Annotated in this window: 24 protein-coding genes; 7 read left to right on the top strand and 17 right to left on the bottom strand. The window is 72.1% G+C overall.

The genetic code is table 11. The features are described 5' to 3' along the window. Positions 1 to 142 precede the first annotated feature (142 nt). Positions 143 to 1,021, top strand: coding sequence for an SDR family oxidoreductase (locus ACIGAQ_RS25660; RefSeq protein ID WP_311681892.1), 879 nt, complete (start codon positions 143 to 145; stop codon positions 1,019 to 1,021). 44 nt (positions 1,022 to 1,065) lie between these two features. Beyond that, positions 1,066 to 1,794 (top strand): maleylpyruvate isomerase family mycothiol-dependent enzyme, encoded by a 729-nt coding sequence (locus ACIGAQ_RS25655; protein WP_311681895.1) that lies wholly within the window; start codon positions 1,066 to 1,068, stop codon positions 1,792 to 1,794. Between the two features lie 51 nt (positions 1,795 to 1,845). Here ACIGAQ_RS25655 and ACIGAQ_RS25650 read toward each other — a convergent pair whose 3' ends face one another. Beyond that, the gene (locus tag ACIGAQ_RS25650; RefSeq protein WP_311681897.1) at positions 1,846 to 2,241 is read right to left on the bottom strand and encodes a MarR family transcriptional regulator; all 396 of its coding nucleotides are present in this window, start codon (positions 2,239 to 2,241) and stop codon (positions 1,846 to 1,848) included. An 86-nt stretch (positions 2,242 to 2,327) separates the two neighbouring features. On the opposite strand from ACIGAQ_RS25650, the gene ACIGAQ_RS25645 reads away from it, so the two are divergent. Both ACIGAQ_RS25645 and ACIGAQ_RS25640 read left to right on the top strand, forming a co-directional pair. Beyond that, complete coding sequence (locus tag ACIGAQ_RS25645) at positions 2,328 to 3,809, top strand: MFS transporter (RefSeq protein ID WP_399786507.1); 1,482 nt, start codon at positions 2,328 to 2,330, stop codon at positions 3,807 to 3,809. Positions 3,810 to 3,889: 80 nt separating this feature from the next. After that, a complete protein-coding gene (locus ACIGAQ_RS25640) occupies positions 3,890 to 4,174 on the top strand; it encodes a DUF6332 family protein (protein WP_399786504.1) in 285 nt (94 codons plus the stop codon). Here the strand turns inward: ACIGAQ_RS25640 and ACIGAQ_RS25635 are convergent. The 3 genes from ACIGAQ_RS25635 to ACIGAQ_RS25625 all read right to left on the bottom strand — a co-directional run bounded on the left by ACIGAQ_RS25635 (position 4,135) and on the right by ACIGAQ_RS25625 (position 6,867). After that, positions 4,135 to 4,800, bottom strand: a complete 666-nt coding sequence (locus ACIGAQ_RS25635; protein ID WP_311681902.1) for a response regulator transcription factor — start codon at positions 4,798 to 4,800, stop codon at positions 4,135 to 4,137. The genes ACIGAQ_RS25640 and ACIGAQ_RS25635 overlap by 40 nt on opposite strands. Beyond that, a complete protein-coding gene (locus tag ACIGAQ_RS25630) occupies positions 4,797 to 6,056 on the bottom strand; it encodes a sensor histidine kinase (protein WP_311681903.1) in 1,260 nt (419 codons plus the stop codon). The genes ACIGAQ_RS25635 and ACIGAQ_RS25630 overlap by 4 nt, the downstream gene beginning before the upstream one ends. A gap of 100 nt (positions 6,057 to 6,156) precedes the next feature. Continuing rightward, entirely contained in the window at positions 6,157 to 6,867 is a 711-nt protein-coding gene (locus ACIGAQ_RS25625; RefSeq protein WP_399786499.1) for a TetR/AcrR family transcriptional regulator, read from the bottom strand. Between the two features lie 150 nt (positions 6,868 to 7,017). Between ACIGAQ_RS25625 and ACIGAQ_RS25620 the strand changes: the two genes are divergently transcribed. Beyond that, a complete protein-coding gene (locus ACIGAQ_RS25620) occupies positions 7,018 to 7,467 on the top strand; it encodes a nitroreductase family deazaflavin-dependent oxidoreductase (protein WP_399786496.1) in 450 nt (149 codons plus the stop codon). On the opposite strand, the gene ACIGAQ_RS25615 is transcribed toward ACIGAQ_RS25620, so the two are convergent. Next, positions 7,451 to 8,692 (bottom strand): geranylgeranyl reductase family protein, encoded by a 1,242-nt coding sequence (locus ACIGAQ_RS25615; protein ID WP_311681906.1) that lies wholly within the window; start codon positions 8,690 to 8,692, stop codon positions 7,451 to 7,453. The genes ACIGAQ_RS25620 and ACIGAQ_RS25615 overlap by 17 nt on opposite strands. Positions 8,693 to 8,826: 134 nt before the next feature. On the opposite strand from ACIGAQ_RS25615, the gene ACIGAQ_RS25610 reads away from it, so the two are divergent. Both ACIGAQ_RS25610 and ACIGAQ_RS25605 read left to right on the top strand, forming a co-directional pair. After that, entirely contained in the window at positions 8,827 to 10,182 is a 1,356-nt protein-coding gene (locus tag ACIGAQ_RS25610; protein WP_399786493.1) for a dipeptidase, read from the top strand. Between the two features lie 61 nt (positions 10,183 to 10,243). After that, the gene (locus tag ACIGAQ_RS25605) at positions 10,244 to 10,945 is read left to right on the top strand and encodes an MBL fold metallo-hydrolase (RefSeq protein WP_362278894.1); all 702 of its coding nucleotides are present in this window, start codon (positions 10,244 to 10,246) and stop codon (positions 10,943 to 10,945) included. An 8-nt stretch (positions 10,946 to 10,953) separates the two neighbouring features. On the opposite strand, the gene ACIGAQ_RS25600 is transcribed toward ACIGAQ_RS25605, so the two are convergent. The 12 genes from ACIGAQ_RS25600 to ACIGAQ_RS25545 all read right to left on the bottom strand — a co-directional run bounded on the left by ACIGAQ_RS25600 (position 10,954) and on the right by ACIGAQ_RS25545 (position 23,750). Further along, positions 10,954 to 12,039, bottom strand: a complete 1,086-nt coding sequence (locus tag ACIGAQ_RS25600) for an ABC transporter ATP-binding protein (RefSeq protein ID WP_399786489.1) — start codon at positions 12,037 to 12,039, stop codon at positions 10,954 to 10,956. 26 nt (positions 12,040 to 12,065) lie between these two features. Beyond that, on the bottom strand, positions 12,066 to 13,166 hold the full coding sequence (locus ACIGAQ_RS25595; RefSeq protein ID WP_399786486.1) for an ABC transporter ATP-binding protein: 1,101 nt from the start codon (positions 13,164 to 13,166) through the stop codon (positions 12,066 to 12,068). A 27-nt stretch (positions 13,167 to 13,193) separates the two neighbouring features. Further along, positions 13,194 to 14,186, bottom strand: coding sequence for an ABC transporter permease (locus tag ACIGAQ_RS25590; RefSeq protein ID WP_362278891.1), 993 nt, complete (start codon positions 14,184 to 14,186; stop codon positions 13,194 to 13,196). Positions 14,187 to 14,263: 77 nt separating this feature from the next. Continuing rightward, the gene (locus ACIGAQ_RS25585) at positions 14,264 to 15,949 is read right to left on the bottom strand and encodes an ABC transporter substrate-binding protein (protein WP_399786483.1); all 1,686 of its coding nucleotides are present in this window, start codon (positions 15,947 to 15,949) and stop codon (positions 14,264 to 14,266) included. 76 nt (positions 15,950 to 16,025) lie between these two features. Next, on the bottom strand, positions 16,026 to 17,057 hold the full coding sequence (locus ACIGAQ_RS25580; RefSeq protein ID WP_362278889.1) for an ABC transporter permease: 1,032 nt from the start codon (positions 17,055 to 17,057) through the stop codon (positions 16,026 to 16,028). Between the two features lie 300 nt (positions 17,058 to 17,357). Then, positions 17,358 to 18,401, bottom strand: coding sequence for an NUDIX domain-containing protein (locus ACIGAQ_RS25575; RefSeq protein ID WP_362278888.1), 1,044 nt, complete (start codon positions 18,399 to 18,401; stop codon positions 17,358 to 17,360). 143 nt (positions 18,402 to 18,544) lie between these two features. Beyond that, positions 18,545 to 18,745 carry a hypothetical protein gene (locus ACIGAQ_RS25570; RefSeq protein ID WP_094052079.1) on the bottom strand — a complete coding sequence of 67 codons (201 nt, stop codon included), beginning with the start codon at positions 18,743 to 18,745 and terminating at the stop codon, positions 18,545 to 18,547. A gap of 66 nt (positions 18,746 to 18,811) precedes the next feature. After that, entirely contained in the window at positions 18,812 to 19,048 is a 237-nt protein-coding gene (locus tag ACIGAQ_RS25565; protein WP_311681919.1) for a hypothetical protein, read from the bottom strand. A 200-nt stretch (positions 19,049 to 19,248) separates the two neighbouring features. Next, on the bottom strand, positions 19,249 to 21,645 hold the full coding sequence (locus tag ACIGAQ_RS25560; RefSeq protein WP_399786478.1) for an ATP-binding cassette domain-containing protein: 2,397 nt from the start codon (positions 21,643 to 21,645) through the stop codon (positions 19,249 to 19,251). A 99-nt stretch (positions 21,646 to 21,744) separates the two neighbouring features. Further along, positions 21,745 to 22,161 (bottom strand): VOC family protein, encoded by a 417-nt coding sequence (locus tag ACIGAQ_RS25555; RefSeq protein ID WP_311681921.1) that lies wholly within the window; start codon positions 22,159 to 22,161, stop codon positions 21,745 to 21,747. A gap of 10 nt (positions 22,162 to 22,171) precedes the next feature. Beyond that, on the bottom strand, positions 22,172 to 22,618 hold the full coding sequence (locus ACIGAQ_RS25550; RefSeq protein ID WP_311681923.1) for a helix-turn-helix transcriptional regulator: 447 nt from the start codon (positions 22,616 to 22,618) through the stop codon (positions 22,172 to 22,174). A 178-nt stretch (positions 22,619 to 22,796) separates the two neighbouring features. Then, positions 22,797 to 23,750, bottom strand: coding sequence for an ROK family protein (locus tag ACIGAQ_RS25545; RefSeq protein WP_399786474.1), 954 nt, complete (start codon positions 23,748 to 23,750; stop codon positions 22,797 to 22,799). Positions 23,751 to 23,795: the final 45 nt, after the last annotated feature.

The raw sequence follows: 23,795 nt of genomic DNA, 5'->3' as shown, positions 1-23,795 counted from the left end.
TCCGCGTGCCGCCGTCCGGGTGAACGGCGGACCCGCTCGGACTTCCTGCCCGTGAAGAGATCGGCACCGTCGCGATCCTGGGTACCCGTGGCCAGGCCCGATGTGATCACCGGGCCGTACGTCATCACCAGGAGGAAGACCCGTGACCGAACAGCAGCACCCCGGCGAGCAGCACCCCAACCCGGAGTTTCCCTCCCAGGACCAGCCGCACCCCGGCTGGACGGGGCCTATGGACCCGCCCCCGGACCACGGTGAGGAGTCGTACCGCGGCAGCGGCCGGCTCGACGGACGCAAGGCCGTGATCACCGGCGGGGACTCCGGGATCGGCCGTGCGGTCGCCCTGGCGTTCGCCCGCGAGGGCGCCGACGTGCTCTTCACCCACCTCGACGACGAGAAGGACGACGCCGCCGAGACCGTCCGGCTGGTCCAGGAGGCCGGACGGCGTGCCGTGCCCGTCGCCTGCGACATCCGCGAGGAGGACAACTGCCGCGCCCTGATCGACCGGGCCGTGGAGGAGTTCGGCCGGATCGACGTCCTGGTGAACAACGCGGCGTACCAGATGTCGCAGCCCGACGGCATCGAGGCCATCTCCACCGAGCAGTTCGACCGCGTGCTGCGCACCAACCTGTACGGCATGTTCTGGCTGTGCAAGATGGCCCTGCCGCACATCCCGGAGGGCGGCAGCATCATCAACTCCACGTCCGTGCAGGCCTACAAGCCCAGTCCGCACCTGCTGGACTACGCGATGACCAAGGGCGCCATCGTCACGTTCACCCAGGGCCTCGCGCAGATGGTGATCGACCGGGGCGTGCGCGTCAACGCCGTGGCGCCGGGCCCGGTGTGGACGCCGCTGATCCCGGCGACGCTGCCGGACACGCAGACCTTCGGCAAGCAGGCGCCCATCGGACGGCCCGCTCAGCCGGCCGAGATGGCTCCGGCGTACGTCTTCCTGGCCTCGCAGGAGGCCTCGTACATCACCGCCGAGATCGTCAACGCCACGGGCGGCACCCCGCTGCCGTAAAAACCCGGCGCGGGGCGCGTACCCCGTGCGGCAGACTCGCCCCCATGGAGACCGCCGAGTTCCTCCGAGCGCTCAGGACCGAGGGCGAGCTGCTGGCCGCGGCCGCCGAGCAGGCCGGGACGGACGCCAAGGTGCCCACCTGCCCCCGGTGGCAGGTGGGCGATCTGCTGCGGCACACGGGGGCGGTGCATCGCTGGGCCGCTTCGTACCTCGTCGAGCGGCACACCGAGCGCCTGCCCCTGACCGAACCGACCGGTCCCGACGGGGCGGAGCTGGTGGCCTGGTACCGCGACAGCCACCGCCGTCTCGTCGACGCCCTGGCGAGCGCCCCGGCCGACCTGGACTGCTGGGCCTTCCTGCCCGCGCCGTCCCCGCTGGCCTTCTGGACCCGGCGGCAGGCGCACGAGACGACCGTGCACCGCTTCGACGCGGAGTCCGCGCGCGGCGGCGAACCCACCGCCGTCTCCCCCCTGTTCGCGACCGACGGCATCGACGAACTGCTGCGCGGCTTCCACGCCCGGCCCCGCAGCCGGGTGCGCACCCCCGAGCCGCGCGTGCTGCGCGTGCGCACGGACGACACCGACGCGGTATGGACCGTACGCCTGTCCCCGGAGCCGCCCGTGACCGAGCGGGGCGCGTCCGGGGAGGCCGAATGCGAACTGTCCGGCCCGGCCGCGCAGTTGTACCTGGCCCTGTGGAACCGGGCTCCCCTGCCGTCGGTCACCGGCGACCCGGCGCTCGCCGATCTGTGGCGGGAGACGTCGGCGATCTGACCGGCCCGCATTCGATGGCCGGGCCGGTCCGGTCCGGCGTGCCGTCCGGGCTCAGCCGTCCGTGAGCATCCGCGCCAGCACCGCGCGCTGCACCGGCAGTACCTCGCCGTGCAGCGCACGCCCTTCGGCCGTGAGGGAGACCCGTACGCCGCGCCGGTCCTCGGGACACATGCAGCGCTCGACGAGCCCGTCCTTCTCCAGCCGGGCGACCAGCCGCGAGAGCGCGCTCTGGCTCAGGTGCACCCGCTCGGCGATCTCCTGCACCCGGTAGGCCGCCCCGCCCCTCTGCGTCCGGCGGCGGGCGAGGACGTCCAGCACCTCGAAGTCGCTGGCGCACAGGCCGTGGCCGTGCAACGCGCGGTCCAGCTCGCACTGGGTGCGCGCGTGCAGCGCCAGGATGTCGCGCCACTGTTCCACGAGCGCCTGTTCGGCCTGCGTCACCGCCATGCGCGGCACCGTAACAGAGAACCCGATTTATTGCATCCGAATTAAATGCACTTGCATTCCATGCATGCGCATGTAGCGTGTCCGGCATGACCTCTCCGCTCACCACCCCGACGTCCGACGGACGTTGGACCCCCCGGCTCTGGGGCACCCTGCTGGTGCTCTGCGCCGCGATGTTCCTGGACGCCCTGGACGTGTCGATGGTCGGCGTCGCGCTGCCGTCCATCGGCGCCGACCTCGGCCTGTCGACCTCCGCGCTGCAATGGATCGTCAGCGGCTACATCCTCGGCTACGGCGGCCTGCTGCTCCTCGGCGGACGCACGGCCGATCTGCTGGGCCGGCGCCAGGTCTTCCTGGTGGCCCTGGGCGTCTTCGCGCTGGCCTCGCTGCTCGGCGGTCTCGTCGACTCCGGCCCGCTGCTCATCGCCAGCCGCTTCATCAAGGGCCTGAGCGCGGCCTTCACCGCCCCCGCCGGCCTGTCCATCATCACCACGACGTTCCCCGAGGGCCCGCTGCGCAACCGGGCGCTCGCCATCTACACCACCTGCGCGGCCACCGGCTTCTCCATGGGCCTGGTCCTGTCCGGCCTGCTCACCGAGGCCAGTTGGCGCCTCACCATGCTGCTGCCCGCGCCCATCGCCCTGCTCGCGCTCGCCGCCGGCCTGAAGCTGCTGCCGCGCAGCGAACGGGAGAAGGACCACGACGGCTACGACATCCCCGGCGCCGTCCTCGGCACCGCCTCGATGCTGCTGCTGGTCTTCACCGTCGTCCAGGCACCGGAGGCCGGCTGGGCGTCGGCCCGCACCCTGCTGTCCTTCCTCGCCGTGGCCGTGCTGCTGACCGCGTTCGTCCTGGTCGAGCGGCGCTCGGCCGGTCCGCTGATCCGGCTGGGCGTGCTGCGCTCCGGCAGCCAGATCCGCGCCCAGCTCGGCGCGATGACCTTCTTCGGCTCCTATGTGGGCTTCCAGTTCCTCGCGACGCTCTACATGCAGTCCCTGCTGGGCTGGTCGGCGCTGCACACCGCCCTCGCCTTCCTGCCCGCGGGCGCGCTGGTGGCGGCGTCCTCGACGAAGGTGGGCGCGATCGTGGACCGGTTCGGCACCCCACGGCTGATCGCGGCCGGCTTCGCGCTCATGGTCGTCGGATACGCGCTGTTCCTGCGCGTCGACCTCGACCCGGTGTACGCCGCGGTGATCCTGCCCAGCATGCTGCTGATCGGCGCCGCCTGCGCCTTGGTCTTCCCGTCGCTCAACATCCAGGCCACCAACGGCGTCGACGACCACGAGCAGGGCATGGTCTCCGGGCTGCTCAACACCTCGGTGCAGGTGGGCGGCGCGATCTTCCTGGCCGTGGTGACGGCGGTGGTGACGGTGAACTCCCCCGCGGGCGAGGGCGCCTCCCCGCAGGCGGTCCTCGACAGCTACCGGCCCGGTCTGGTGGTCGTCACGCTCATCGCCCTCGCCGGTCTGCTGATCACCCTCACCGGTCTGCGGACCCGCCGCGACCGGCCGTCCGTGGTGGTCGCCGTGTCCACCCCGAAGGAGGCGGAGCGCGTCGCCGTACGCGACTAGCGCGATCCGGGGGGCCGCCTCGCGGCGTGTGCCCGGCGGGCTGCCTTGCCCACCGGGCACACGCCTGTTTGACTCGCCGTATGACTGCTCACGGGGGACGGCGCACGCAGGCGGAGCGCGATGCGATCACCGTCGAGATCGGATACGCGCTGTGCAGTGCCGCCTTCGCCGCGGCGGTCGTCTTCGGGGCCGTGGCCGGGCCCGCGCTGCTGTTCCACCTTTCCGGCACGGCGGAGCTGCTCCTGGTGCGGGCCGGGCTGGTGCTGGCGGCCGTGCTCTTCGTCGCCCGGGTCGCCGGTGTGCTCCTGCGGTTCCGGGCGGCGGATCAGCCCAGCCAGCCCGGCCGCACCAACCCGGACTCGTAGGCCAGCACCACCAGTTGGGCCCGGTCGCGGGCGCCGAGCTTCACCATCGTGCGGCTGACGTGGGTCTTCGCGGTGAGCGGGCTGACCACCAGGCGGCGGGCGATCTCCTCGTTGGACAGGCCGATCCCGACCAGGGCCATCACCTCCCGCTCCCGCTCGGTGAGCCGGCCCAGGGCGTCGGCCGCCGCGGGTTCCTTGGAGCGGGCCGCGAACTCGGCGATCAGACGGCGCGTCACGCCCGGCGAGAGCAGCGCGTCACCCGCGACCACCGCCCTGACGGCGCGCAGGAGTTCGTCCGGCTCGGTGTCCTTGACCAGGAAGCCCGAGGCGCCCGAGCGGATCGCCTCGAAGACGTACTCGTCCAGTTCGAAGGTGGTCAGCATGACGACCTTCACGTCCCGCAGGGCCGGGTCCCCGGTGACCCGCCGGGTCGCGGCCAGCCCGTCGAGTCCGGGCATGCGGATGTCCATCAGGACGACGTCCGGACGCAGTTCACGGATCCGCCGTACGGCCTCCTCCCCGTCGGCGGCCTCCGCGGCGACCTCGATGTCCGGCTGTGCGTCGAGCAGCGCCCGGAACCCGGCCCTGACCAATGACTGGTCGTCGGCGAGCAGTACACGGATCACCGTCGTCCTCCTGACGTGGTTCCGGGGGCGGGCCGGCCTCCGGTGGACACCTTGAGCGGCAGTACGGCGAGCACCCGGAACCCGCCGTCCGGGCGGGGTCCCGCCTCGATCGTGCCGCCCAGCGCGGCGGCACGCTCACGCATGCCGGCCAGCCCGTTGCCGCTGCCGCCGGCCTCGGCGCCGGTCGCGGGCCCGTCGTCGTCCACCCGCAGGCGCAGTACGTCCGCGTCGTGCGCGAGGCGCACGCGCGCGTCGCGTGAACCGGAGTGCCGTACGACGTTCGTCAGGGCCTCCTGGAGGATGCGGAACGCGGCGAGGTCGGTGCCGGGCGCGAGGTCGGGTGGTGTCCCCTCCACCGTGACGGTCAGGCCCGCGCTCGCCGCCTGCTCCACCAGCTCGGGCAGCCGGTCGAGGCCGGGCGCCGGAGTGCGCGGCGCGGCACCGGGCGCGCGCAGCGTGTCGAGCACCTGCCGCACCTCGCCGAGCGCCTCCTTGCTCTTGGCCTTGATCGTGGTCAGCGCCGAGCGGGCCTGCTCCGGGTCGCTGTCCAGCAGCGCGAGACCGACGCCCGCCTGCACGTTGATGACGGAGATGCTGTGGGCCAGGACGTCGTGCAGCTCCCGGGCGATCCGCAGCCGCTCCTCGTCCGCCCGCCGCCGCGCGGCCTCGGCCCGTTCGGCCCGTTCGCGCGCCCACTGCTCGCGCCGCACCCGGAACAGCTCCGCCACCGCCGTGATCGCGACCACCCACGTGGCGACGACGAGTTCGGCGCTCCAGGGGGCCGGGGAGTCACCCGACGGCGGCAGCCACTGGTACAGCCAGTGCGCCACGAGCACGTGCCCGGCCCACAGCGTCCCCATCGCCGCCCAGGCCGCCCGGCGGTGCCCGGCGACGATGGCGCTGAAGCACGCGAACGCGACGGTGAGGAGCACCGGCCCGTAGGGATACCCGGCCCCGAGGTAGACCACGACGGCACCGGCGGTGCCGAACACCACGGCGACCGGATACCGCTTCCGCCACAGCAGCAGGCCCGCGGCCACCACCAGCAGCACCCGCGCGAAGGGGTCCAGCGCGGCCCGCTCGCCTTCCTGCCCGTGCGCTGCGAAGGCCGAGCCGGCCAGCACGAAGACGGTGACGGCGGCGGTGGACCGCCAGGGCCACCGGGGCGCACGCTCCCCGTCCGCCCACCGGTCCCACCAGGGCGGCCCGTGCCGCCACCACTGCGGCGGACCGCCCCGCACACGCTGCTCGTCCATACCGGCCACGCTAGACGCCACCGCCCGGGCCGGCGTCCCCCGCGCAGGGGTGATCACGGGTACTCCCCGGGAAGTACGCAGTCCGGCCGGGCGCCGGGCGCTACGCGGCCGGACCCCGCTGCGGATACACCAGACCCACCCCGTGGGCGAGTTGCCCCGCCGCGTTGCGGAAGAACGCCGCCCGGTCCTCCACCAGCCGGTTGAACTGGCCGAACACCTCGAAGCCGACCAGCCCGAACAGCTGGGCCCAGGCGGCGACGAGGGCCGTCACGGTCTCCGGCGGGAGGTCCGGCGCGAGATCGGCGGCCATGCGCTCGGCCTCCGGGCGCAGCTCGGCCGGCAGGGCGGGCCGGGCCAGGCCGAGACCCCGGTGGGCGTCGCGGGCGATGCCGATGAGCAGCAGGCCGACGCGGGCGGCCGCGGGGACGGTGGTCCGGGGGGCGGTGTAGCCGGGGACGGGCGAGCCGTAGACGAGCGCGTACTCGTGCGGGTGGGCGAGGGCCCACTCGCGCACCGCCTCGCACACGGCGGTCCAGCGCCGGGCGGGGCCGGCGCCGGCGACCTCCGCGTGGGCCGCCTCCGCCCGCTCGCCGAGGGAGTCGTAGGCGTCGATGATGAGGGCGGTCAGCAGGTCGTCACGGCTGGGGAAGTAGCGGTACAGCGCGGAGGAGGCCATGCCGAGTTCGCGGGCCACGGCCCGCAGGGAGAGCCGGGCGGCGCCCTCAGCCGCGAGCTGTCTGCGCGCCTCGTCCTTGATGGCCGCGGTGACTTCGATCCTGGCCCGGGCACGGGCGCCGTGTGCGGTGCTCATGCGGGGCAGTCTGCCACGGAAGGAGAGCGGTGCACACAAACGAGAGCACTGCTCTTGCTTTGCGGCAGCGGTCTCGTGCAGACTGGGCCCACTCAGCGAGAGCAGTGCTCACAAAAGAGAGCACCGCTCCCCTCACACTCAGGGGGACCCATGTCCGCACACGTCAAGAAGCCCGGCTGGTTCACCCGGAACGTCTTCAACCGCCTGGTCGCCTGGCTGACCCGCCGCGGCATCAGCGTCTGGGGCTCCCGGGTCCTCGCCGTCCGCGGCCGCAAGAGCGGCCAGTGGCGCGCCACCCCGGTCAACGTGCTGACCCTGGACGGCCGGCGGTACCTCGTCGCGCCCCGCGGTCACGTCCAGTGGACGCACAACATGCGCGCGGCGGGCGGCGGCGAACTGCACCTCGGCAAGAACGTGGACCCGTTCACCGCGACCGAGGTGCCCGACGCCGACAAGGCGCCGATCCTGCGCGCCTACCTCAAGCGCTGGAAGGCCGAGGTCGGGGTGTTCTTCAACGGCGTCGGCCCCGGCTCCCCGGAGGCCGAGCTGCACCGGATCGCCCCCGACCACCCGGTCTTCGAGATCACTCCGGCGCGCTGACCTCGCCGCCCGCCGCCGGTCGCCGGTCCATCGCGCTCAGCGCCCGCTGGGCCAGCGGATGCGTGCGGACGATCTCGCCCAGCGACGTCGAACCCTGGGTGATCTCCTTGAACGCCTTCCAGGCCGGGCGGAATCCCGTCAGGACCGCGTGGAACAGTCCGGGACGGCGCTCGAACACCGTCAGCAGCCGCCTGCCGACGCTCATTTCGACGCCGAGACCGGCCTTGACCGCGAAGGCGTAGTTCAGGGCCTGCCGGCGCGTGTCCACGGCGTCGTGCGCCTCGGCGATGCGCACCGCCCACTCCCCCGCCAGGCGGCCGGAGCGCAGCGCGAAGGAGATGCCCTCGCGGGTCCACGGCTCCAGCAGTCCCGCCGCGTCACCGCACACCAGCACCCGTCCGCGGGAGAGCGGCGAGTCCTCGGCCCGGCAGCGGGTCAGGTGCCCGGAAGAGATGCTCGGTTCGAAGCCGGCGAGGCCGAGCCGCCCGATGAACTCCTCCAGGTACCGCTTGGTCGCGGCTCCCTCGCCGCGCGCCGAGATCACCCCGACCGTGAGGGTGTCGCCCTTGGGGAAGACCCAGCCGTAACTGCCGGGCATCGGGCCCCAGTCGATGAGCACCCGTCCCTTCCAGTCCTCGGCGACCGTGTCCGGTACCGGGATCTCCGCCTCCAGGCCGAGATCCACCTGGTCGACCTTGACGCCGACGTGGGCCCCTATGCGGCTGGCGCTGCCGTCGGCCCCGACCACGGCCCGCGCCAGCACGACCTCGCCGCCCTGGAGGACGACCGCGACCGTGCGCCGGTCCGGCACCGCCGAGCCGTGCTGCTCGACCCGCTGGACCGTGACGCCCGTCCGCAGCTCGGCACCGGCCTTCTGCGCGTGCTCGACGAGCTGCTGGTCGAACTCGGGCCGGTTGATCAGCCCGAACAGCATCTGCCGGGAGCGCCGCGTGCGCGTGAAGCGGCCGTTGTTGGAGAACGTCACCGCGTGCACCCGGTCCTTGAGCGGCAGCTCGAAGCCGGGCGGCAGCGCGTCGCGCGAGGGGCCGATGATGCCGCCGCCGCACGTCTTGTACCGCGGCAGCTCGGCCTTCTCCAGCAACAGCACGCGTCTCCCGGCGACCGCCGCCGCGTACGCGGCCGAAGCGCCCGCGGGTCCCGCGCCCACCACGACGACGTCCCACACCTGCCGCACGTCGTCCGCCGAAGAGTTCTCGCTGCTCACGATGGTCTACTGCTCCCGATCAAGCCGCCCGCTGCTGCTGTCTCCCGCATCCTACGGCGGACCTGGTCACGGACCGCTGTGGGAGGATCTACAGCACTCACCGCTACAACGTCGCACCCACAAGGAGCGTGCCCATGTCGTCGCATCCGGTCGCCGGGACCGTCGCCTCGCTGATGCCCCGGGCGAAGGAGGAGCTCGCCGCACTGGTGGCCTTCCGGTCGGTGGCGGACTTCGACCAGTTCCCGCGCAGCGAGAGCGAGGGCGCCGCGCGCTGGATCGCGGACGCGCTCTCCGCCGAGGGCTTCCAGGACGTGGCGCTGCTGGACACCCCGGACGGCACGCAGTCGGTCTACGGTTACCTGCCCGGGCCGGCCGGAGCGAAGACGGTCCTGCTGTACGCGCACTACGACGTGCAGCCGCCGCTGGACGAGGCCGGCTGGACGACCCCGCCGTTCGAACTGACCGAGCGGGACGGCCGCTGGTACGGGCGGGGGGCCGCCGACTGCAAGGGCGGTGTGATCATGCACCTCCTGGCGCTGCGCGCGCTGAAGGCGAACGGCGGCGTCCCGGTGCACGTGAAGGTGATCGCCGAGGGCTCGGAGGAGATGGGCACGGGCGGCCTGGAGCGGTACGCCGAGGCGCATCCGGAGCTGCTGGAGGCCGACACGATCGTCATCGGCGACGCGGGCAACTTCCGGGTCGGCCTGCCGACGGTCACCTCCACCCTGCGGGGCATGACGCTGGTGCGGGTGAGCGTGGACACGCTCGCGGGCAATCTGCACTCGGGCCAGTTCGGCGGGGCCGCGCCCGACGCGCTGGCCGCGCTGATCCGCGCGCTGGACTCGCTGCGCGCCGAGGACGGCTCGACGACCGTCGACGGACTGATGCCGGACACGTCCTGGGACGGTCTGCAGTACGACGAGGAGCAGTTCCGCCGGGACGCCAAGGTGCTGGACGGCGTGGAGCTGATCGGGTCCGGTACGGTCGCGGACCGCATCTGGGCGCGGCCGGCCGTGACGGTGCTCGGCATCGACTGCCCGCCCGTGGTCGGCGCCACCCCGTCGGTGCAGGCGAGCGCCCGCGCCCTGGTCAGCCTGCGCGTGCCGCCGGGCGTGGACGCGGCGGAGGCGACGAAGCTGCTCCAGGCGCACCTGGAGGCGCACACGCCGTGGGGCGCCCGGGTGCGCACCGAGCAGATCGGCCAGGGCCAGGCCTTCCGCGCCGACACCACCAGCCCGGCGTACCAGGCGATGGCGGACGCGATGGCGGTGGCGTACCCGGGTCAGGAGATGCAGTACGCGGGTCAGGGCGGCTCCATTCCGCTGTGCAACACGCTCGCGGCGCTCTACCCGCGGGCGGAGATCCTGCTCATCGGGCTGAGTGAGCCGGAGGCGCAGATCCACGCGGTCAACGAGAGCGTGTCGCCCGAGGAGCTGGAGCGGCTGTCGGTGGCGGAGGCGCTGTTCCTGCGCAACTACGCGGCGAGCTGACGGCTCTGCCCTCGGCAGAAGGCCCTCGTCTCCGGACGGGGGCCTTCTCTACGGTCGCCCCATGGACGTCATCGAGCTGTTGCCGCGTCTGCGCCTGCTGCGCTTCCCCGTCGGGCAGGCCTATCTCTGGCGTGACGGGGACGAGTGGACGCTGGTCGACGCCGGTCCGGCGGGTTCCGGGGCCCTGATCGCCGAGGCGGTGACCGCGCTGGGTTCGGACCCCCGGGCCGTGCGGCGGATCGTGCTCACGCACTTCCACGAGGACCACGTGGGCGGGGCGGCCGAACTGGCCGCGCTCAGCGGTGCCGAGGTGCTGGCGCACCGGCTGGACGCGCCGTTCGTACGGGGTGACGCCCCCGGCCCGGAGCCGGTGTTCGAGGACTGGGAGCGTCCGCTGCACGAACAGGCGGTGCGGCTTCTGCCCGCCGGGGACTTCGCCCGGCCCGCCGAGGTCACGGAACTGGCCGGCGGCGAGGTGCTGGACGTCGGCGGCGGGGCGCACGTGGTGCACGTGCCCGGGCACACGCACGGCAGCGTCGCGCTCCATCTGCCGCGGTACGGCGTGCTGTTCACGGGGGACACGGTGGCGGCGTCTCCGGTGGACGGCTCGGTGATCCCCGGGGTGTTCAACCTCGACCGGGACCGGGTCCTCGCCGCCTGCGTACGGCTGGCGGAGCTGGACCCGGGCATGGCGTGCTTCGGCCACGGGGACCCGGTGACGGCACACGTCTCCCGAGCGCTGCGGAACGCGGCCCGGGGATAGCCGGGCCGCTACCCGAGCGCCGGATCCAGGACGATGTCCTCCTCGCGGGCCGCGACCGTCGGCTCCTCGGGGAAGTGGCAGGCGGTGAGGTGCCCGGCCGGGCTGCCCTCGGCGCGCGCGAGCGGCGGTTCCTCAGTGGCGCACCTGTCCCGGGCCTTCCAGCAGCGGGTGCGGAACCGGCAACCGGAGGGCGGGTCGATGGGCGAGGGCACGTCCCCGGCCAGCCGGATGCGCTCGCGCCGCTCGGTGGCGTCCGGATCGGCGTCGGGCACCGCGGACAGCAGGGCGTGGGTGTAGGGGTGCCGGGGACGGGTGTAGAGGGACTCCCGGCCGGCGACCTCGACGATCTTGCCCAGGTACATCACGGCGACGCGTTCGGAGAAGTGCCGTACGACGGCGAGGTCGTGGGCGATGAAGACGAAGGCGATGCCGAACTCCCGCTGCAGGTCCTGGAGCAGGTTGACGACCTGGGCCTGGATGGAGACGTCGAGCGCGGAGACGGGTTCGTCGGCGACGATCAGCTTGGGCCGCAGTGCCAGGGCGCGGGCGATGCCGATGCGCTGGCGCTGGCCGCCGGAGAACTCGTTGGGGTAGCGGTTGTAGTGCTCGGGGTTGAGGCCGACCGTCTCCAGCAGTTCCTGGACGCGTTTCTTGTGTCCCTGGGGCGGGTTGATGCCGTTGAGCCGCATCGGCGTCTCGATGATGGTGCCGACGGTGTGCCGGGGGTTCAGCGAGGAGTACGGGTCCTGGAAGATCATCTGGAGGTTGCGGCGGGCTTCCCGCATCCGTGCGGGTGGCCGGTGCGTGATGTCCTCGCCGTCGAACAGGACGGAGCCGCCGGTGGGTTCGAGCAGGCGGGTGATCAGGCGGCCCGTGGTGGACTTGCCGCATCCGGACTCGCCGACCAGGCCGAGGGACTCGCCGGGCCCGACGGAGAAGTCGATGCCGTCGACGGCGCGGACGGCCCCGACCTGCCGCTGGAAGACGATGCCCTGCCGCAGGGGGAAGTGCTTCTGCAGTCCGCGCACTTCCAGGAGGCTCTCCCCGGCGGGCTGATCGGTGGTCCGCCCGGTCACGGGCTGGGTCGTGCTCACGGCTTGCTCCCTTTCGTCCGCCGCCGTCACGGCGCGCTCCGTGCGGTCGCGGCGTGGTCGCCCGGGTCGGTGCCGCCGCCGCGGATCTCCTGTTTGGCCTCGTCGGTCAGGTGGCAGGCGGCGAGGTGCCGTTCGCTGCCGGTGAGCAGACGCAGTTCGGGCCGCTCCCGGGTGCACCGCCCGTCGGGGACCCAGCCCTTGTAGGCGCAGCGCGGGTGGAAGGCGCAGCCGCCGGGCAGGTTGATCAGGCTGGGCGGGGTGCCGGGGATCGGGTCGAGGCGTTCGCCGACGTCGCCGGTGAGGTGCGGCATCGACTGCAACAGGCCCCAGGTATAGGGGTGCTGAGGGTTCTTGAGGACGTCGCGGGTGGTGCCGTACTCGATGCGGCGGCCGCCGTACATCACCAGGATGTCGTCGGCGACGTCGGAGACCACGCCGAGGTCGTGGGTGATGATGACGACGGCGGAGCCGAACTCCTCCTGCAGATCGCCGATGAGGTCGAGGATCTGTGCCTGGACGGTGACGTCCAGGGCGGTGGTGGGTTCGTCGGCGATGAGCAGGGCGGGGTCGCAGACCAGGGACATGGCGATCATGGCGCGCTGGCGCATGCCGCCGGAGAACTGGTGGGGATAGTCACCGGCCCGGCGCTCGGGCTGCGGGATGCCGACCCGCTTGAGCATCTCCACCGCGCGGTCCCGGGCCTCCTTCTTGGGGACCTTGTGGTGCACCCGGTAGGCCTCGGCGATCTGGGAGCCGACGGTGAAGAAGGGGTGCAGCGCGGAGAGCGGGTCCTGGAAGATCATGGAGACGGTGCGACCGCGCAGCTCGCGCATCTCGGACTCGGGCAGGGCGACGAGTTCCCTGCCCTCCAGCCAGATCTCGCCGCTGACCTGGGCACGGGTGCCCTTGTGCAGGCCGAGCAGGGCCAGCGACGTGACCGACTTGCCGGAACCGGACTCGCCGACGATGCCGAGGGTGCGGCCCTTGTCCAGGGTGAAGGAGACGCCGTCGACGGACCTGACGAGGCCGTCCTCGGTCGGGAAGTGCACCCGCAGGTCGCGTACGTCGAGGAAGGGCGCCGGTTCGGGCGCGAGGCCGGCGGGATGCGGTGAGGTCTGAACGGACACGGGTGTTCCTAAGGACGGGGGAAGGGCTCAGGCGAGGCGCACGCGCGGGTCGACGAGGCCGTACACCAGGTCGACGACGACGTTGGCGAGGACGACGAACGTCGCGGCGAAGAGGGTGGTGCCGAGGATGACGGGCAGGTCGGAGTTCTGCACGGAGTCGACCGCGAGCTTGCCGATGCCGTTGATGCCGAACACCGACTCGGTGATGACCGCGGAGCCGCCGATCAGGGAGCCGACGTCCATGCCGAAGATGGTGATGATGGGGGTGACGGCGGCGCGCAGGCCGTGTTTGAGGACGACGGTGGTGGCGGGCAGGCCCTTGGCCCGGGCGGTGCGCAGGTAGTCCTCGGCGAGGACCTCCAGCATGGAGGAGCGGGTGAGCCGGGTGTACATCGCGAGGTAGACGATGACCAGGGTGGTCCAGGGCAGGATCAGCCCCTGGAACCAGCCGGCCGGGTCCTCGGTGATCGGGGTGTAGCCGGAGGTCGGCAGGATCTGGAACTTGTCGACGAAGAGGTACAGCAGGAGCAGGCCGATGAAGTAGATCTGCACCGACACGCCGAACAGGGCCAGTCCGACCGCCGCCTTGTCCGCCGCCCTGCCCCGGCGCACCGCAGCGACGGTGCCTAGGCCGACGCCGAGGACCAGGAAGACCACGGCGGCGCCGAGACCGAGGGAGAGGTCGGCGGGGAAGTCCGACAGCAGGGTGGTCAGGACGGGGGTGTCGGTCTGGAAGGAGACGCCGAGGCAGGGCGCTCCGCAGTGGATCCGCACGCTCTGGTCGCCGAAGTCGCGGCCGGCGAACAGCCCCTTGAGGAACTCCCCGTACTGGGTGAGATAGCTCCGGTCCAGGCCCAGCGAGTGCCTGATCTCCGCGAGACGGGACGGGGAGCAGGTCTTTCCGCAGGCCAGGAGCGCGGGGTCGGAGGGCAGCGCGAAGAAGATGAAGAACGTGATCGTGGTGATCACCAGCATGATCAGGGCCGCTGCCAGAAGGCGTCTGACGAGGTAACGAAGCATGGGGTGCCGGGACCTGACGTGAGGGGGAGGCCCGCCGGCGGCCGGGCCGCCGGCGGGGTGCGAAGGAGTGACGTCCGTCAGTGCTTGACGTAGACGTGGACCAGGCTCGGCTCGGCCAGGATCGTGTCGGGGATGACCCCGCCGACCCCGGAGCCGGACATGTCGCTGAAGTTCATGTACGTCAGCGGGACCACGGCGGCGTCCTTGAGGATCTGCTGGTCCATCCGCCCGTAGGCGGCGTTGCGCTGCTTGACGTCGGTCATCCTGGCCGCCTGGTCGATCAGCGCGTTGACCTTCGGGTCGTCCAGATAGGACAGGTCCTGGTTGGCCTGCGGGTTCTTCTTGATCAGCCGGCCGTCGAAGAGGGTGGGCAGCACCGTGGAGGCGTTCGGCCAGTCGGCGATCCAGTCGCCCCAGGTCAGGTCGTACTGGTTCTTGGTGTTGTTGACGGTGCTGAAGTAGTTGGCCGCGTCGATCGGGGAGATGTTGACGTGGATGCCGATGCGTTCCAGCGCGGTCTTCACGGCGTCGGCGAAGTGCTCCTGGGTGGGGGTGTTCTCCACGGCGATGGACATGGTCGGCCTGGGGTTGCCGGCCTGCTTCATCAGGTCCCTGGCCTTGGCGAGGTTGCCGGCCGGGTTGGTGCTGTACAGGTTGAACTTGCGGTAGCCGCCGATGCCGGGGCTCAGCATGGTCGTGGCGTAGTCGCCGTAGGCCGAACCGCCGAAGGCGCCGCGGACCGTGGTCTTGTCGATGGCGTACTCGATGGCCTGGCGGACCTTCAGGTCCTTCACGCGGGTGGTGTTGATGGCGAGGTAGTTGATGCCGGGTGCGGGAATCTTGTAGTAACGGCTCTTCAGAGCCGGGTCGCCGGCGAGCTGGGCCAGGTCGGAGCCCGCGATCGGCCACTGCTGGATCGACGTCCGGGCGGTGCCCGCGTCGGCCTTGATCTGCTGGTCGATGGCCGACTCGTCCTGGCCGAACCTCACGTCCATCTCGTCGACGTTCTGCTGCCGGATCGGGTCGGTCGACCGGGACCAGTGGGTGTTGCGGGTGAGGACGAGTTCCTTGTTCTTGGTGTACGACTTGATCATGTACGGCCCGTCGGACCAGACCTTGGTGTCGTACGTGGAGCCGGTGTCGTGCGCCTTGGGCACGGCGGACCAGCCGGGCATCGCGGTGGTCTCGTTGAAGTCGGCCACCGGCTGGTCGAGGTGGAAGACGATCGTGTACTTGTCCGGCGTCGTGATGGAGCCGAGCTCCTTGCCCTGGTACGGGCCCTTGTAGCCGGCGCCGCCGACGAGCCATTGGGCGGCGTAGGGCGGGCCGCCGTTGATGTCGGAGGAGAAGAACCGCTCGACGCCGTACTTGACGTCAGGTGCGGTGACCTCGATGCCGTCCTGGTACTTGACGCCGTGCCGGAGGTGGAAGGTCCAGACGGTGGCGCCGTGGGAGGGCGTTCCGGTGTCGGTGGCGAGGTCGCCGACCAGCTTCGGGGTGGAGCCCGTCTCGTCCCAGCCGGTGAGGGTGCGGACGATCTCCTCGTCCATGCTCGAACCCTCGGTCGTGTAGACGCGCTGGGGGTCGAGGTGGTCGAAGTCCGCCTTGTCCAGGATGGTCAGGGTGCCTCCCTTGCCGGGAGCGCCGCTGCCACTGGTGCCGGAGGACCCTCCGCATGCGGTGGCTCCCAGGGCGATCAGCACGGCGGAGGCCGTGAGGGCGACCGTGCGCGATCTGCGCGGGGTGCGCGGGGTGCGCGTCATTGAGGAAACTCCGTTCTCAGTACGGGCACGGCGCCTGTGTGTGGGACCGCCGGGCCGGAACTCGGGGGGTGGCTTGTCAGCCGCGCCGGGCGCGGGGATCCAGGGCGTCCCGGACGCCGTCCCCGAGGAGGTTGAGCGCCAGGACCAGCAGCAGGAGCAGGACGCCGGGCACGAAGAGGTACATCGGGTCCTGGAGGAAGAACTGGGAGGCGTCCGACAGCAGCGATCCCCAGTCGGGGTTGGGCGGGATGACACCGACGCCCAGGTACGACAGGGCCGCCTCGGTGGTGATGTTCTGCGGGACGGCGAGCGCGAAGGAGATCAGGACCGGCGCCCACAGGTTGGGCAGCAGCTGCCGGAAGAGGATGTGCCGCCGGCCGGCGCTCATCAGCCGGGCCGCGTCGACGAACTCCCGCTCCCGCAGGGACAGCACCTGTCCGCGCACCAGCCGGGCGGTGTACGCCCAGGCGAAGACGGCGATGTTCAGGACCAGCACGAGCAGGCGGAGGTTCTCGTCGGTGCCGCCGTGGCTGTCGGTCTGCAGGGCGTTCTGGATCACCGGGGTGAGGGCGATGATGAACAGCAGCTGCGGGAACGCCAGCATGACGTCCATGACCCGCGACAGCAGCGAGTCGACCCAACCGCCGAAGTAGCCGGCCGCGAGTCCGGCCACGACTCCGACGGCGGTGGACAGCACGGCGGAGGCGAATCCCACGTACAGGGAGGTGCGCAGGCCGTAGACGACCCGGGCGAACAGGTCGTAGCCCGTGCCCGGTTCGACGCCGAGCAGATGGCCGGCGCTGATGCCGCCCAGGGAGCCGTAGGGGAAGTTGCCCGTGTCCGGGTTGATCGCCTTGTTGTCGGGGGTGATCGGTCCCCAGCCGGACACCGCGGTGAGGACCGGCGCGAGCAGGGCGACGGAGATGAACAGGAGGGTGGCCACCAGGGCGGCCAGGGTGACCTTGTCCCGCCTGATGCGCCGCCAGGCCATGCGGGCCGGTGAGCGGCCGGCGACGACCGGGCCGCCGGCTCTGGGGTCCTGCGTCGACGGCTCGGCCGGCGGCGCGGTGCCGTCGCCGGTGTCGACCGGCTGGTAGTGCGTGGTCATCGTACGGACATCCCGGATCTGCCCCTGGGGCAAGGAAATTGGGTGGCGGTGGAAACTTCCGCCGTGAGACTCTGCGGACTTTCGCAATGCGGCGCGAGTCCGGTCAAGCCGCGCAGGGGCCGGAAAAGGGATTGTTTGCGGTTCTGGAAAAGTGTTGACGCGAGCGGGGAAGGTGATTACCCGCGGCGTGAGGAAGTGCGGGAGATTCCTTGGGAATCGCTTAGGAGTGGCTCCGCCGGCGTTTTCTCTTGCTTTTCCCTCGGAATCCCCCGGGCCGGGTAAAGGGCGGGGGACGCGGGGTCAGCCGACGGGGACTCCGGCCTCCAGGTAGAACGCCGCGCCGCGCTCACGTGCCCGCAGGGCCCAGCGCAGCCGCTCGTAGCGCACGGGCGGCAGCAGGTCGGCGGCCTCCTCCTCGGTGACGAACCGCCAGCCGCGCAGCTCCGGGCCGGGCAGCAGCAGTTCTCCGGCCTCCGCGGAGTCGAGTCGGCCGCCGTCGAAGAGGAGGCGCAGTCCGCCGAAGGCGGGGGGCACGGGGCGTTCCCAGTCGACGACGAGCAGGCCGGGCACCTCGTCGAGGCGGATGCCGGTCTCCTCGGCGACCTCGCGCATCCCGGCGCGGGCGGGTGCCTCACCGGGCTCGACCACACCGCCGGGGAACTCCCAGCCGGCCTTGTAGGTGGGGTCGACGAGCAGCACGCGGTCCTGTTCGTCGAAGAGGAGCACACCGGCGGCGAGTGTCTCGGCGGTGGGCTCGGGTGTCTGGACGATGTCGCAGACGGGCACGGAGCCGCTGTTCAGGGCCTCGGCGATGCGGGCGGCGGCCTGGTACGGGGTGAGGTCGCTGGTGTCGACGGGGTGGGCGTCGGCGGTGAGCCAGGAGGCGAGGGCGGCGCGGTAGGGCTCGATGTGGTCGGAGGACCACTGGCGTATTCGCATCTCGCCGTCGGGCAGGTCGGGCGGCACCTCACGGCCCGCCATGCGCTCCCGCAGTATCGTTTCGGCCGGGGCGAGCAGGATGTGGCTGACGGCGATCCTGCGCGCGGCCAGGCCGCCGAAGATCTCGTCCCGGTACTCCTGGCGCAGCAGGGTCATGGGGACCACGAGGGTCCCGCCGAGCTCGGCGAGCATCGCGGCGGCGGTGTCGATCACGAGCCGGCGCCAGATCGGCAGGTCCTGGAAGTCGCCGACCTCGGCGAGGTGTTTCGGCGGCAGCAGGTGCCGGAGCGCTCCGCCGATGACCTCGGGGTCGAAGAGCGTGCTGTTCGGGATCAGTTCGATCAGTTCCTGTGCGGTGGTGGTCTTCCCCGCACCGAACGCGCCGTTGATCCAGACGACGGTCACAGGTCCCCCTCTTCTGTTGGCCCCCTGAGGCTTGCCCGCTCCACCCTGCCACGGAAACCAGCCCCAGTTGAGGGCGCATGACGACGGCGCCGGCGCCCCCGCGTGCGGGTGCGCCGGCGCCGTGGGCCGGGCCGGGCGGTTCGTCAGCCCTTCTCGTTCTTCTCGCTGCCGTCCTCCCGGTCCAGGGACAGGCTGTCCTTGGCGACGGTCTCGTCGAGCGTCTTGAGGGTGTCGTCCACGCTGAGAGTGCCCAGGTTCTCCGTGAGGGCGTGGGACGGGGTGACCGCCGCGACGACGAAGCCGGTGGCGAGGGAGGCGATGGCGAGCATGCTGCGCTTCTTCATGCCGGGCACAACGGCCGGAACCGCTCCGGGGTCACGCGGGCGCGTACGACCGGGCGAACCACGGGTTCAGGCGAGGCCGCCCGCGGAGTCCTCGCCCCAGCTGTCCGGGCCGCCGCCGCGCCACTCGATCAGCCCCGACGCGGCCACGTACGCCTCGTCGGCGTCCTCGATGCCCGCGCGCCGCAGGAACTCGGCGATGTCCAGCAGCCCGTAGGCGATGCCGAGGAACTGGTCGTCCACACGGACCCGCCGGCCGCCGTCCGCGGCGGGCGGGTAGACCACGACGGGTTTCACGGACGCCATGGCACCAGCCTGAGCGGGGGCGCCGCCGTGCGCTCCCCGGAGGGGTCCGTTCGGCCGACCGGTCCCGCGAGGCCGCGGCGGCTTCGCGGGGCCGGCCGGCCGGACCGGGGCTTCGGACGGCCCCGGCGGACACGCCCCTGCGGGACGTCCCCGGCGGGGCGCCCCCGGCCCCCCTTGAAGCGGCCGCCGCGGGCGCCCCGTCAGGCGCCCACGTACGCCGCCAGGTGCTGTCCCGTCAGCGTGGAGCGGTCCGCGACCAGGGCGGCCGGGGTCCCCTCGAAGACGACGCGGCCGCCGTCGTGACCGGCCCCGGGGCCGAGGTCGATGATCCAGTCGGCGTGCGCCATTACCGCCTGGTGGTGCTCGATCACGATCACGGACTTGCCGGAGTCGACGAGCCGGTCGAGCAGGCCGAGCAGCTGCTCCACGTCCGCGAGGTGGAGGCCGGTGGTCGGCTCGTCGAGGACGTAGATCCCGCCCTTGTCGGCCATGTGCGTGGCCAGCTTCAGCCGCTGCCGCTCGCCGCCGGACAGCGTGGTCAGCGGCTGGCCGAGGGTGAGGTAGCCGAGCCCGACGTCGGCGAGCCGCTCCAGGATCCGGTGCGCGGCCGGTGTACGGGCCTCGCCGGTCCCGAAGAACTCCTCCGCCTCGGTCACCGACATCGCGAGCACCTCGCTGATGTCACGGCCGCCGAGGTGGTACTCCAGCACCGAGGCCTGGAACCGCTTGCCCTCGCAGTCCTCGCAGGGCGTGTCGACGCCGGCCATCATGCCCAGGTCCACGTAGATGACGCCGGCGCCGTTGCAGGCCGGGCAGGCGCCCTCGGAGTTGGCGCTGAACAGGGCCGGCTTCACGCCGTTGACCTTGGCGAAGGCCTTGCGGATCGGGTCGAGGAGCCCGGTGTACGTCGCCGGGTTGCTGCGCCGCGAGCCCTTGATCGGGCTCTGGTCCACGGAGATCACGCCCGCGTCGGACGGGATGGAGCCGTGCAGGAGCGAGCTCTTGCCGGAGCCGGCCACCCCGGTGACCACGGTGAGCACCCCGAGGGGGATGTCGACGTCGACGTCACGCAGGTTGTTGGCCGAGGCGCCCCGGATCTCCAGCGCGCCGGTGGCCTCGCGGACCGTCTCCTTGAGTCTCGCCCGGTCGTCGAGGTGCCGGCCGGTGACGGTGTCGGCGGCCCGCAGCCCCTCGACCGTGCCCTCGAAACAGACGGTGCCGCCGGCCGTCCCGGCCCCCGGGCCCAGGTCGACGACGTGGTCGGCGATCGCGATGGCCTCCGGCTTGTGCTCCACGACCAGGACGGTGTTGCCCTTGTCCCGCAGCCGCAGCAGCAGGTCGTTCATCCGCTGGATGTCGTGCGGGTGCAGGCCGATGGTGGGCTCGTCGAAGACGTAGGTGACGTCCGTGAGGGAGGACCCGAGGTGGCGGATCATCTTCACGCGCTGCGCCTCGCCGCCGGAGAGCGTGCCCGCCGGCCGGTCGAGCGAGAGGTAGCCCAGGCCGATCTCCACGAACGAGTCGAGGGTGCCCTGCAACGCGGTGAGCAGCGGTGTCACCGACGGCTCGTCCAGGCTCCGCACCCACTCGGCCAGGTCCCTGATCTCCATGGCGCAGGCGTCGGCGATGCTGACCTTGCCGATCCTGGACGTGCGCGCCGCCTCGGCCAGCCGGGTGCCGTCGCACTCGGGGCAGGTGGTGAAGGTGACCGCCCGCTCCACGAACGCCCGGATGTGCGGCTGCATCGCCTCCTTGTCCTTGGACAGGAACGACTTCTGGATCTTGGGGATCAGGCCCTCGTAGGTGAGGTTGACGCCGTTGACCTTGACCTTGGTCGGCTCGCCGTAGAGGAAGTCCTGCATCTCCTTCTTGGTGAACCTGCGGATCGGCTTGTTCGGGTCGAGGAAGCCGGACTGGGCGTAGAGGCCGACGGTCCAGACGTTGTCGGACTTCCAGCCGGGGATGGTGAAGGCGCCCTCGGCGATCGACTTGGTGTCGTCGTAGAGCTGGGTGAGGTCGATGTCGGAGACCTTGCCGCGGCCCTCGCAGCGGGTGCACATGCCGCCGGTGCGGGAGAAGGTCGCCTTGACCGTCTTGGTCTTCTCGGCGCCGCGGTCGACGCGGATGCCGCCGGACGCGCTGACGGACGCGGTGTTGAAGGAGTACGCGCTGGGCGGGCCGATGTGCGGCTCGGCGAGCCGGCTGAAGAGGATGCGCAGCATGGCGTTGGCGTCGGTGGCGGTACCGACCGTGGAGCGGGGATCACCGCCCATGCGCTGCTGGTCGACGGCGATCGCGGTGGTCAGGCCGTCCAGCACGTCGACCTCGGGCCGGGCCCGGTTGGGCATGAAGCCCTGGAGGAAGGCGCTGTAGGTCTCGTTGATCAGCCGCTGCGACTCCGCCGCGATCGTGTCGAACACCAGTGAGCTCTTGCCCGAGCCGGAGACACCGGTGAAGACCGTCAGCCGGCGCTTCGGGATCTCGATGCTGACGTCCTTGAGGTTGTTCTCGCGTGCGCCGTGCACGCGGATCACGTCATGGCTGTCGGCGAGGTGCGGCCCGGGCGACCGTCCGTCCGTCGTCGTGGCCTTGCTCATGGTGGCTCCATCTGTCGGGCGGGGCTGCCGCGCTCGGACGATCTCGTCCCCGCGCCGGACCCGGACGGGTGCGGCGCGGGGGTGGGGGCTGGTGGGCTGCTACTGGCCCTTGAGCTGCTGGATGCGGACCATGTTGCCCGCGGGGTCGCGGAAGGCGCAGTCGCGGACGCCGTAGGGCTGGTCCACCGGCTCCTGCACCACTTCGGCGTCGCTCGCCTGCAGCCGGTCGAAGACGCCGTCGACGTCGGTGGTCGACAGGACGATGCTGGCGTAGGTGCCCTTGGCCATCATCTCGGTGATGGTGCGGCGCTCGTCCTCGGTGACGCCCGGGTCGGCGGCCGGCGGGTGCAGCACGATGCTGGTGCCGGGCTGGCCGGCGGGGCCGACCGTGATCCAGCGCATGCCCTCGTACCCGACGTCGCCCCGGACTTCGAAGCCGAGGGTGTCGCGGTAGAACGCCAGGGCGGCGTCCGGGTCGTCGTGCGGCAGGAAGCTGGCGTGAATGTTGAGGTCCATGGCCCTCACGCTAGTTTCGGCCCGCGGTGGGCGCTTCTCGATTCCTGACCGGTCTGGTGACCTGCTTGGCGACGCACGAGGGGATCCCGGCCGTCGCGCGCGCCGCCTCCCGCCGGTAGGCGCTGGGGGGCATGCCGACGAGCTCGGTGAAGCGGGTGCTGAAGGTGCCCAGCGACGAGCATCCGACCTCGAAGCACACCTCGGTGACGCTGAGGTCGCCGCGGCGCAGCAGCGCCATCGCGCGCTCGATGCGGCGCGTCATCAGGTAGCTGTACGGCGACTCGCCGTACGCCTGACGGAACGCACGGCTGAGATGGCCCGCCGACATGTGCACCCCCCGTGCCAGTGCCTCCACGTCCAGCGGCTGCGCGTACTCCCGGTCGATCCGGTCCTTGACCCGGCGCAGCCGGGCGAGATCGCTCAGCCGCTGCGCCGAGGCGGGTCTGCTGCTGCTCACAGGCGCGATCGTGCCACATCACACGGACATGCGGTCGATTTCCGGCACAGAGCCCACCCCCCGCCGGACGCCACGCCACCCGCACAGAGCCCGCCCCCGCCGGAGGTCACGCCACCCGCACGGGGACCGCCTCCGGCGGAGCGGGCCCACCCCGCTGCCTGAACGTTCCTGCCGGCTCTCAGACGCCCGCGGCCGCCGCGTCCGTCCGACGGGTCAGGGCTGCCGCCGCCGCGCCCACCAGGCCCGCGTCCGTGCCCATCTGGGCGGGCGCGACCGTGAGGTGCTGGACGAAGGACAGGGTCGCGTAGGCGCGCAGGGCCTTGCGCAGGGGCGTGAACAGGACGTCGCCCGCCTTGCCCACTCCCCCGCCGATGACGACGACGTCGATCTCCACGAGGGTGGCGGTGGCGGCGATCCCGGCGGCCAGGGCCTGGGCGGCCCGCTCGAAGGAGGCGACGGCGACCGGGTCGCCGGCGCGGGCCGCCGCGGCCACCGCGGCGGCACTGGTGTCGCCGTCCGGGCCGGGTCGCCACCCGTTCTCCAGGGCGCGCCGGGCGATGTTGGGGCCGCTGGCGATGCGCTCCACGCAGCCGCGCGAACCGCAGGGGCACAGGTCGCCGTCGAGATCGACGCTGATGTGGCCGATGTGCCCGGCGTTGCCGGTGGGCCCGGGGTGCAGCCGTCCGCCGAGCACCAGGCCGCCGCCGACCCCCGTCGAGACCACCATGCACAGCGCGTTGTCGTGGCCGCGGGCGGCGCCCTGCCAGTGTTCGGCCGCCGTGATCGCCACGCCGTCGCCGATGAGCTCCACGGGCAGGTCTCCGGCCGCGGCCCGGACCCGAGCGACGAGCGGGTAGTCGCGCCAGCCGGGCACGTTCACCGGGCTGACCGTCCCGGCCGAGGCGTCCACGGGTCCCGCGCTGCCGATCCCGACGGCCGTGACCCGCTGCCACAGGGGCGACGCGGCCAGCTCGCCGAGCACCTGCTCCACCGCCCGCATCACGGTGTCGCCGTCCTCCCGGGCGGGCGTCGGCCGCTGGGCGCGGGCCAGGATCAGGCCCCCGCCGTCCACCAGGGCGCCGGCGATCTTGGTGCCGCCGATGTCGAGCGCGGCCACGAGGTCGGTGTGCATCAGTGTCGGATCTCCCCGTCAACCATGAGAAAAACGCCGTGAAAA

Source organism: Streptomyces sp. NPDC085932 (genome assembly GCF_044540525.1).
GTDB lineage: Bacteria > Actinomycetota > Actinomycetes > Streptomycetales > Streptomycetaceae > Streptomyces > Streptomyces levis.
This window is presented reverse-complemented; position numbering and strand designations above follow the sequence as displayed.

Coding starts and splice junctions, on each gene's coding strand:
- ACIGAQ_RS25655 (WP_311681895.1), top strand. CDS start 1,066: ATGGAGACCGCCGAGTTCCTCCGAGCGCTCAGGACCGAGGGCGAGCTG.
- ACIGAQ_RS25650 (WP_311681897.1), bottom strand. CDS start 2,241: ATGGCGGTGACGCAGGCCGAACAGGCGCTCGTGGAACAGTGGCGCGAC.
- ACIGAQ_RS25645 (WP_399786507.1), top strand. CDS start 2,328: ATGACCTCTCCGCTCACCACCCCGACGTCCGACGGACGTTGGACCCCC.
- ACIGAQ_RS25640 (WP_399786504.1), top strand. CDS start 3,890: ATGACTGCTCACGGGGGACGGCGCACGCAGGCGGAGCGCGATGCGATC.
- ACIGAQ_RS25630 (WP_311681903.1), bottom strand. CDS start 6,056: ATGGACGAGCAGCGTGTGCGGGGCGGTCCGCCGCAGTGGTGGCGGCAC.
- ACIGAQ_RS25625 (WP_399786499.1), bottom strand. CDS start 6,867: ATGAGCACCGCACACGGCGCCCGTGCCCGGGCCAGGATCGAAGTCACC.
- ACIGAQ_RS25620 (WP_399786496.1), top strand. CDS start 7,018: ATGTCCGCACACGTCAAGAAGCCCGGCTGGTTCACCCGGAACGTCTTC.
- ACIGAQ_RS25610 (WP_399786493.1), top strand. CDS start 8,827: ATGTCGTCGCATCCGGTCGCCGGGACCGTCGCCTCGCTGATGCCCCGG.
- ACIGAQ_RS25605 (WP_362278894.1), top strand. CDS start 10,244: ATGGACGTCATCGAGCTGTTGCCGCGTCTGCGCCTGCTGCGCTTCCCC.
- ACIGAQ_RS25590 (WP_362278891.1), bottom strand. CDS start 14,186: ATGCTTCGTTACCTCGTCAGACGCCTTCTGGCAGCGGCCCTGATCATG.
- ACIGAQ_RS25585 (WP_399786483.1), bottom strand. CDS start 15,949: ATGACGCGCACCCCGCGCACCCCGCGCAGATCGCGCACGGTCGCCCTC.
- ACIGAQ_RS25580 (WP_362278889.1), bottom strand. CDS start 17,057: ATGACCACGCACTACCAGCCGGTCGACACCGGCGACGGCACCGCGCCG.
- ACIGAQ_RS25570 (WP_094052079.1), bottom strand. CDS start 18,745: ATGAAGAAGCGCAGCATGCTCGCCATCGCCTCCCTCGCCACCGGCTTC.
- ACIGAQ_RS25565 (WP_311681919.1), bottom strand. CDS start 19,048: ATGGCGTCCGTGAAACCCGTCGTGGTCTACCCGCCCGCCGCGGACGGC.
- ACIGAQ_RS25560 (WP_399786478.1), bottom strand. CDS start 21,645: ATGAGCAAGGCCACGACGACGGACGGACGGTCGCCCGGGCCGCACCTC.
- ACIGAQ_RS25555 (WP_311681921.1), bottom strand. CDS start 22,161: ATGGACCTCAACATTCACGCCAGCTTCCTGCCGCACGACGACCCGGAC.
- ACIGAQ_RS25545 (WP_399786474.1), bottom strand. CDS start 23,750: ATGCACACCGACCTCGTGGCCGCGCTCGACATCGGCGGCACCAAGATC.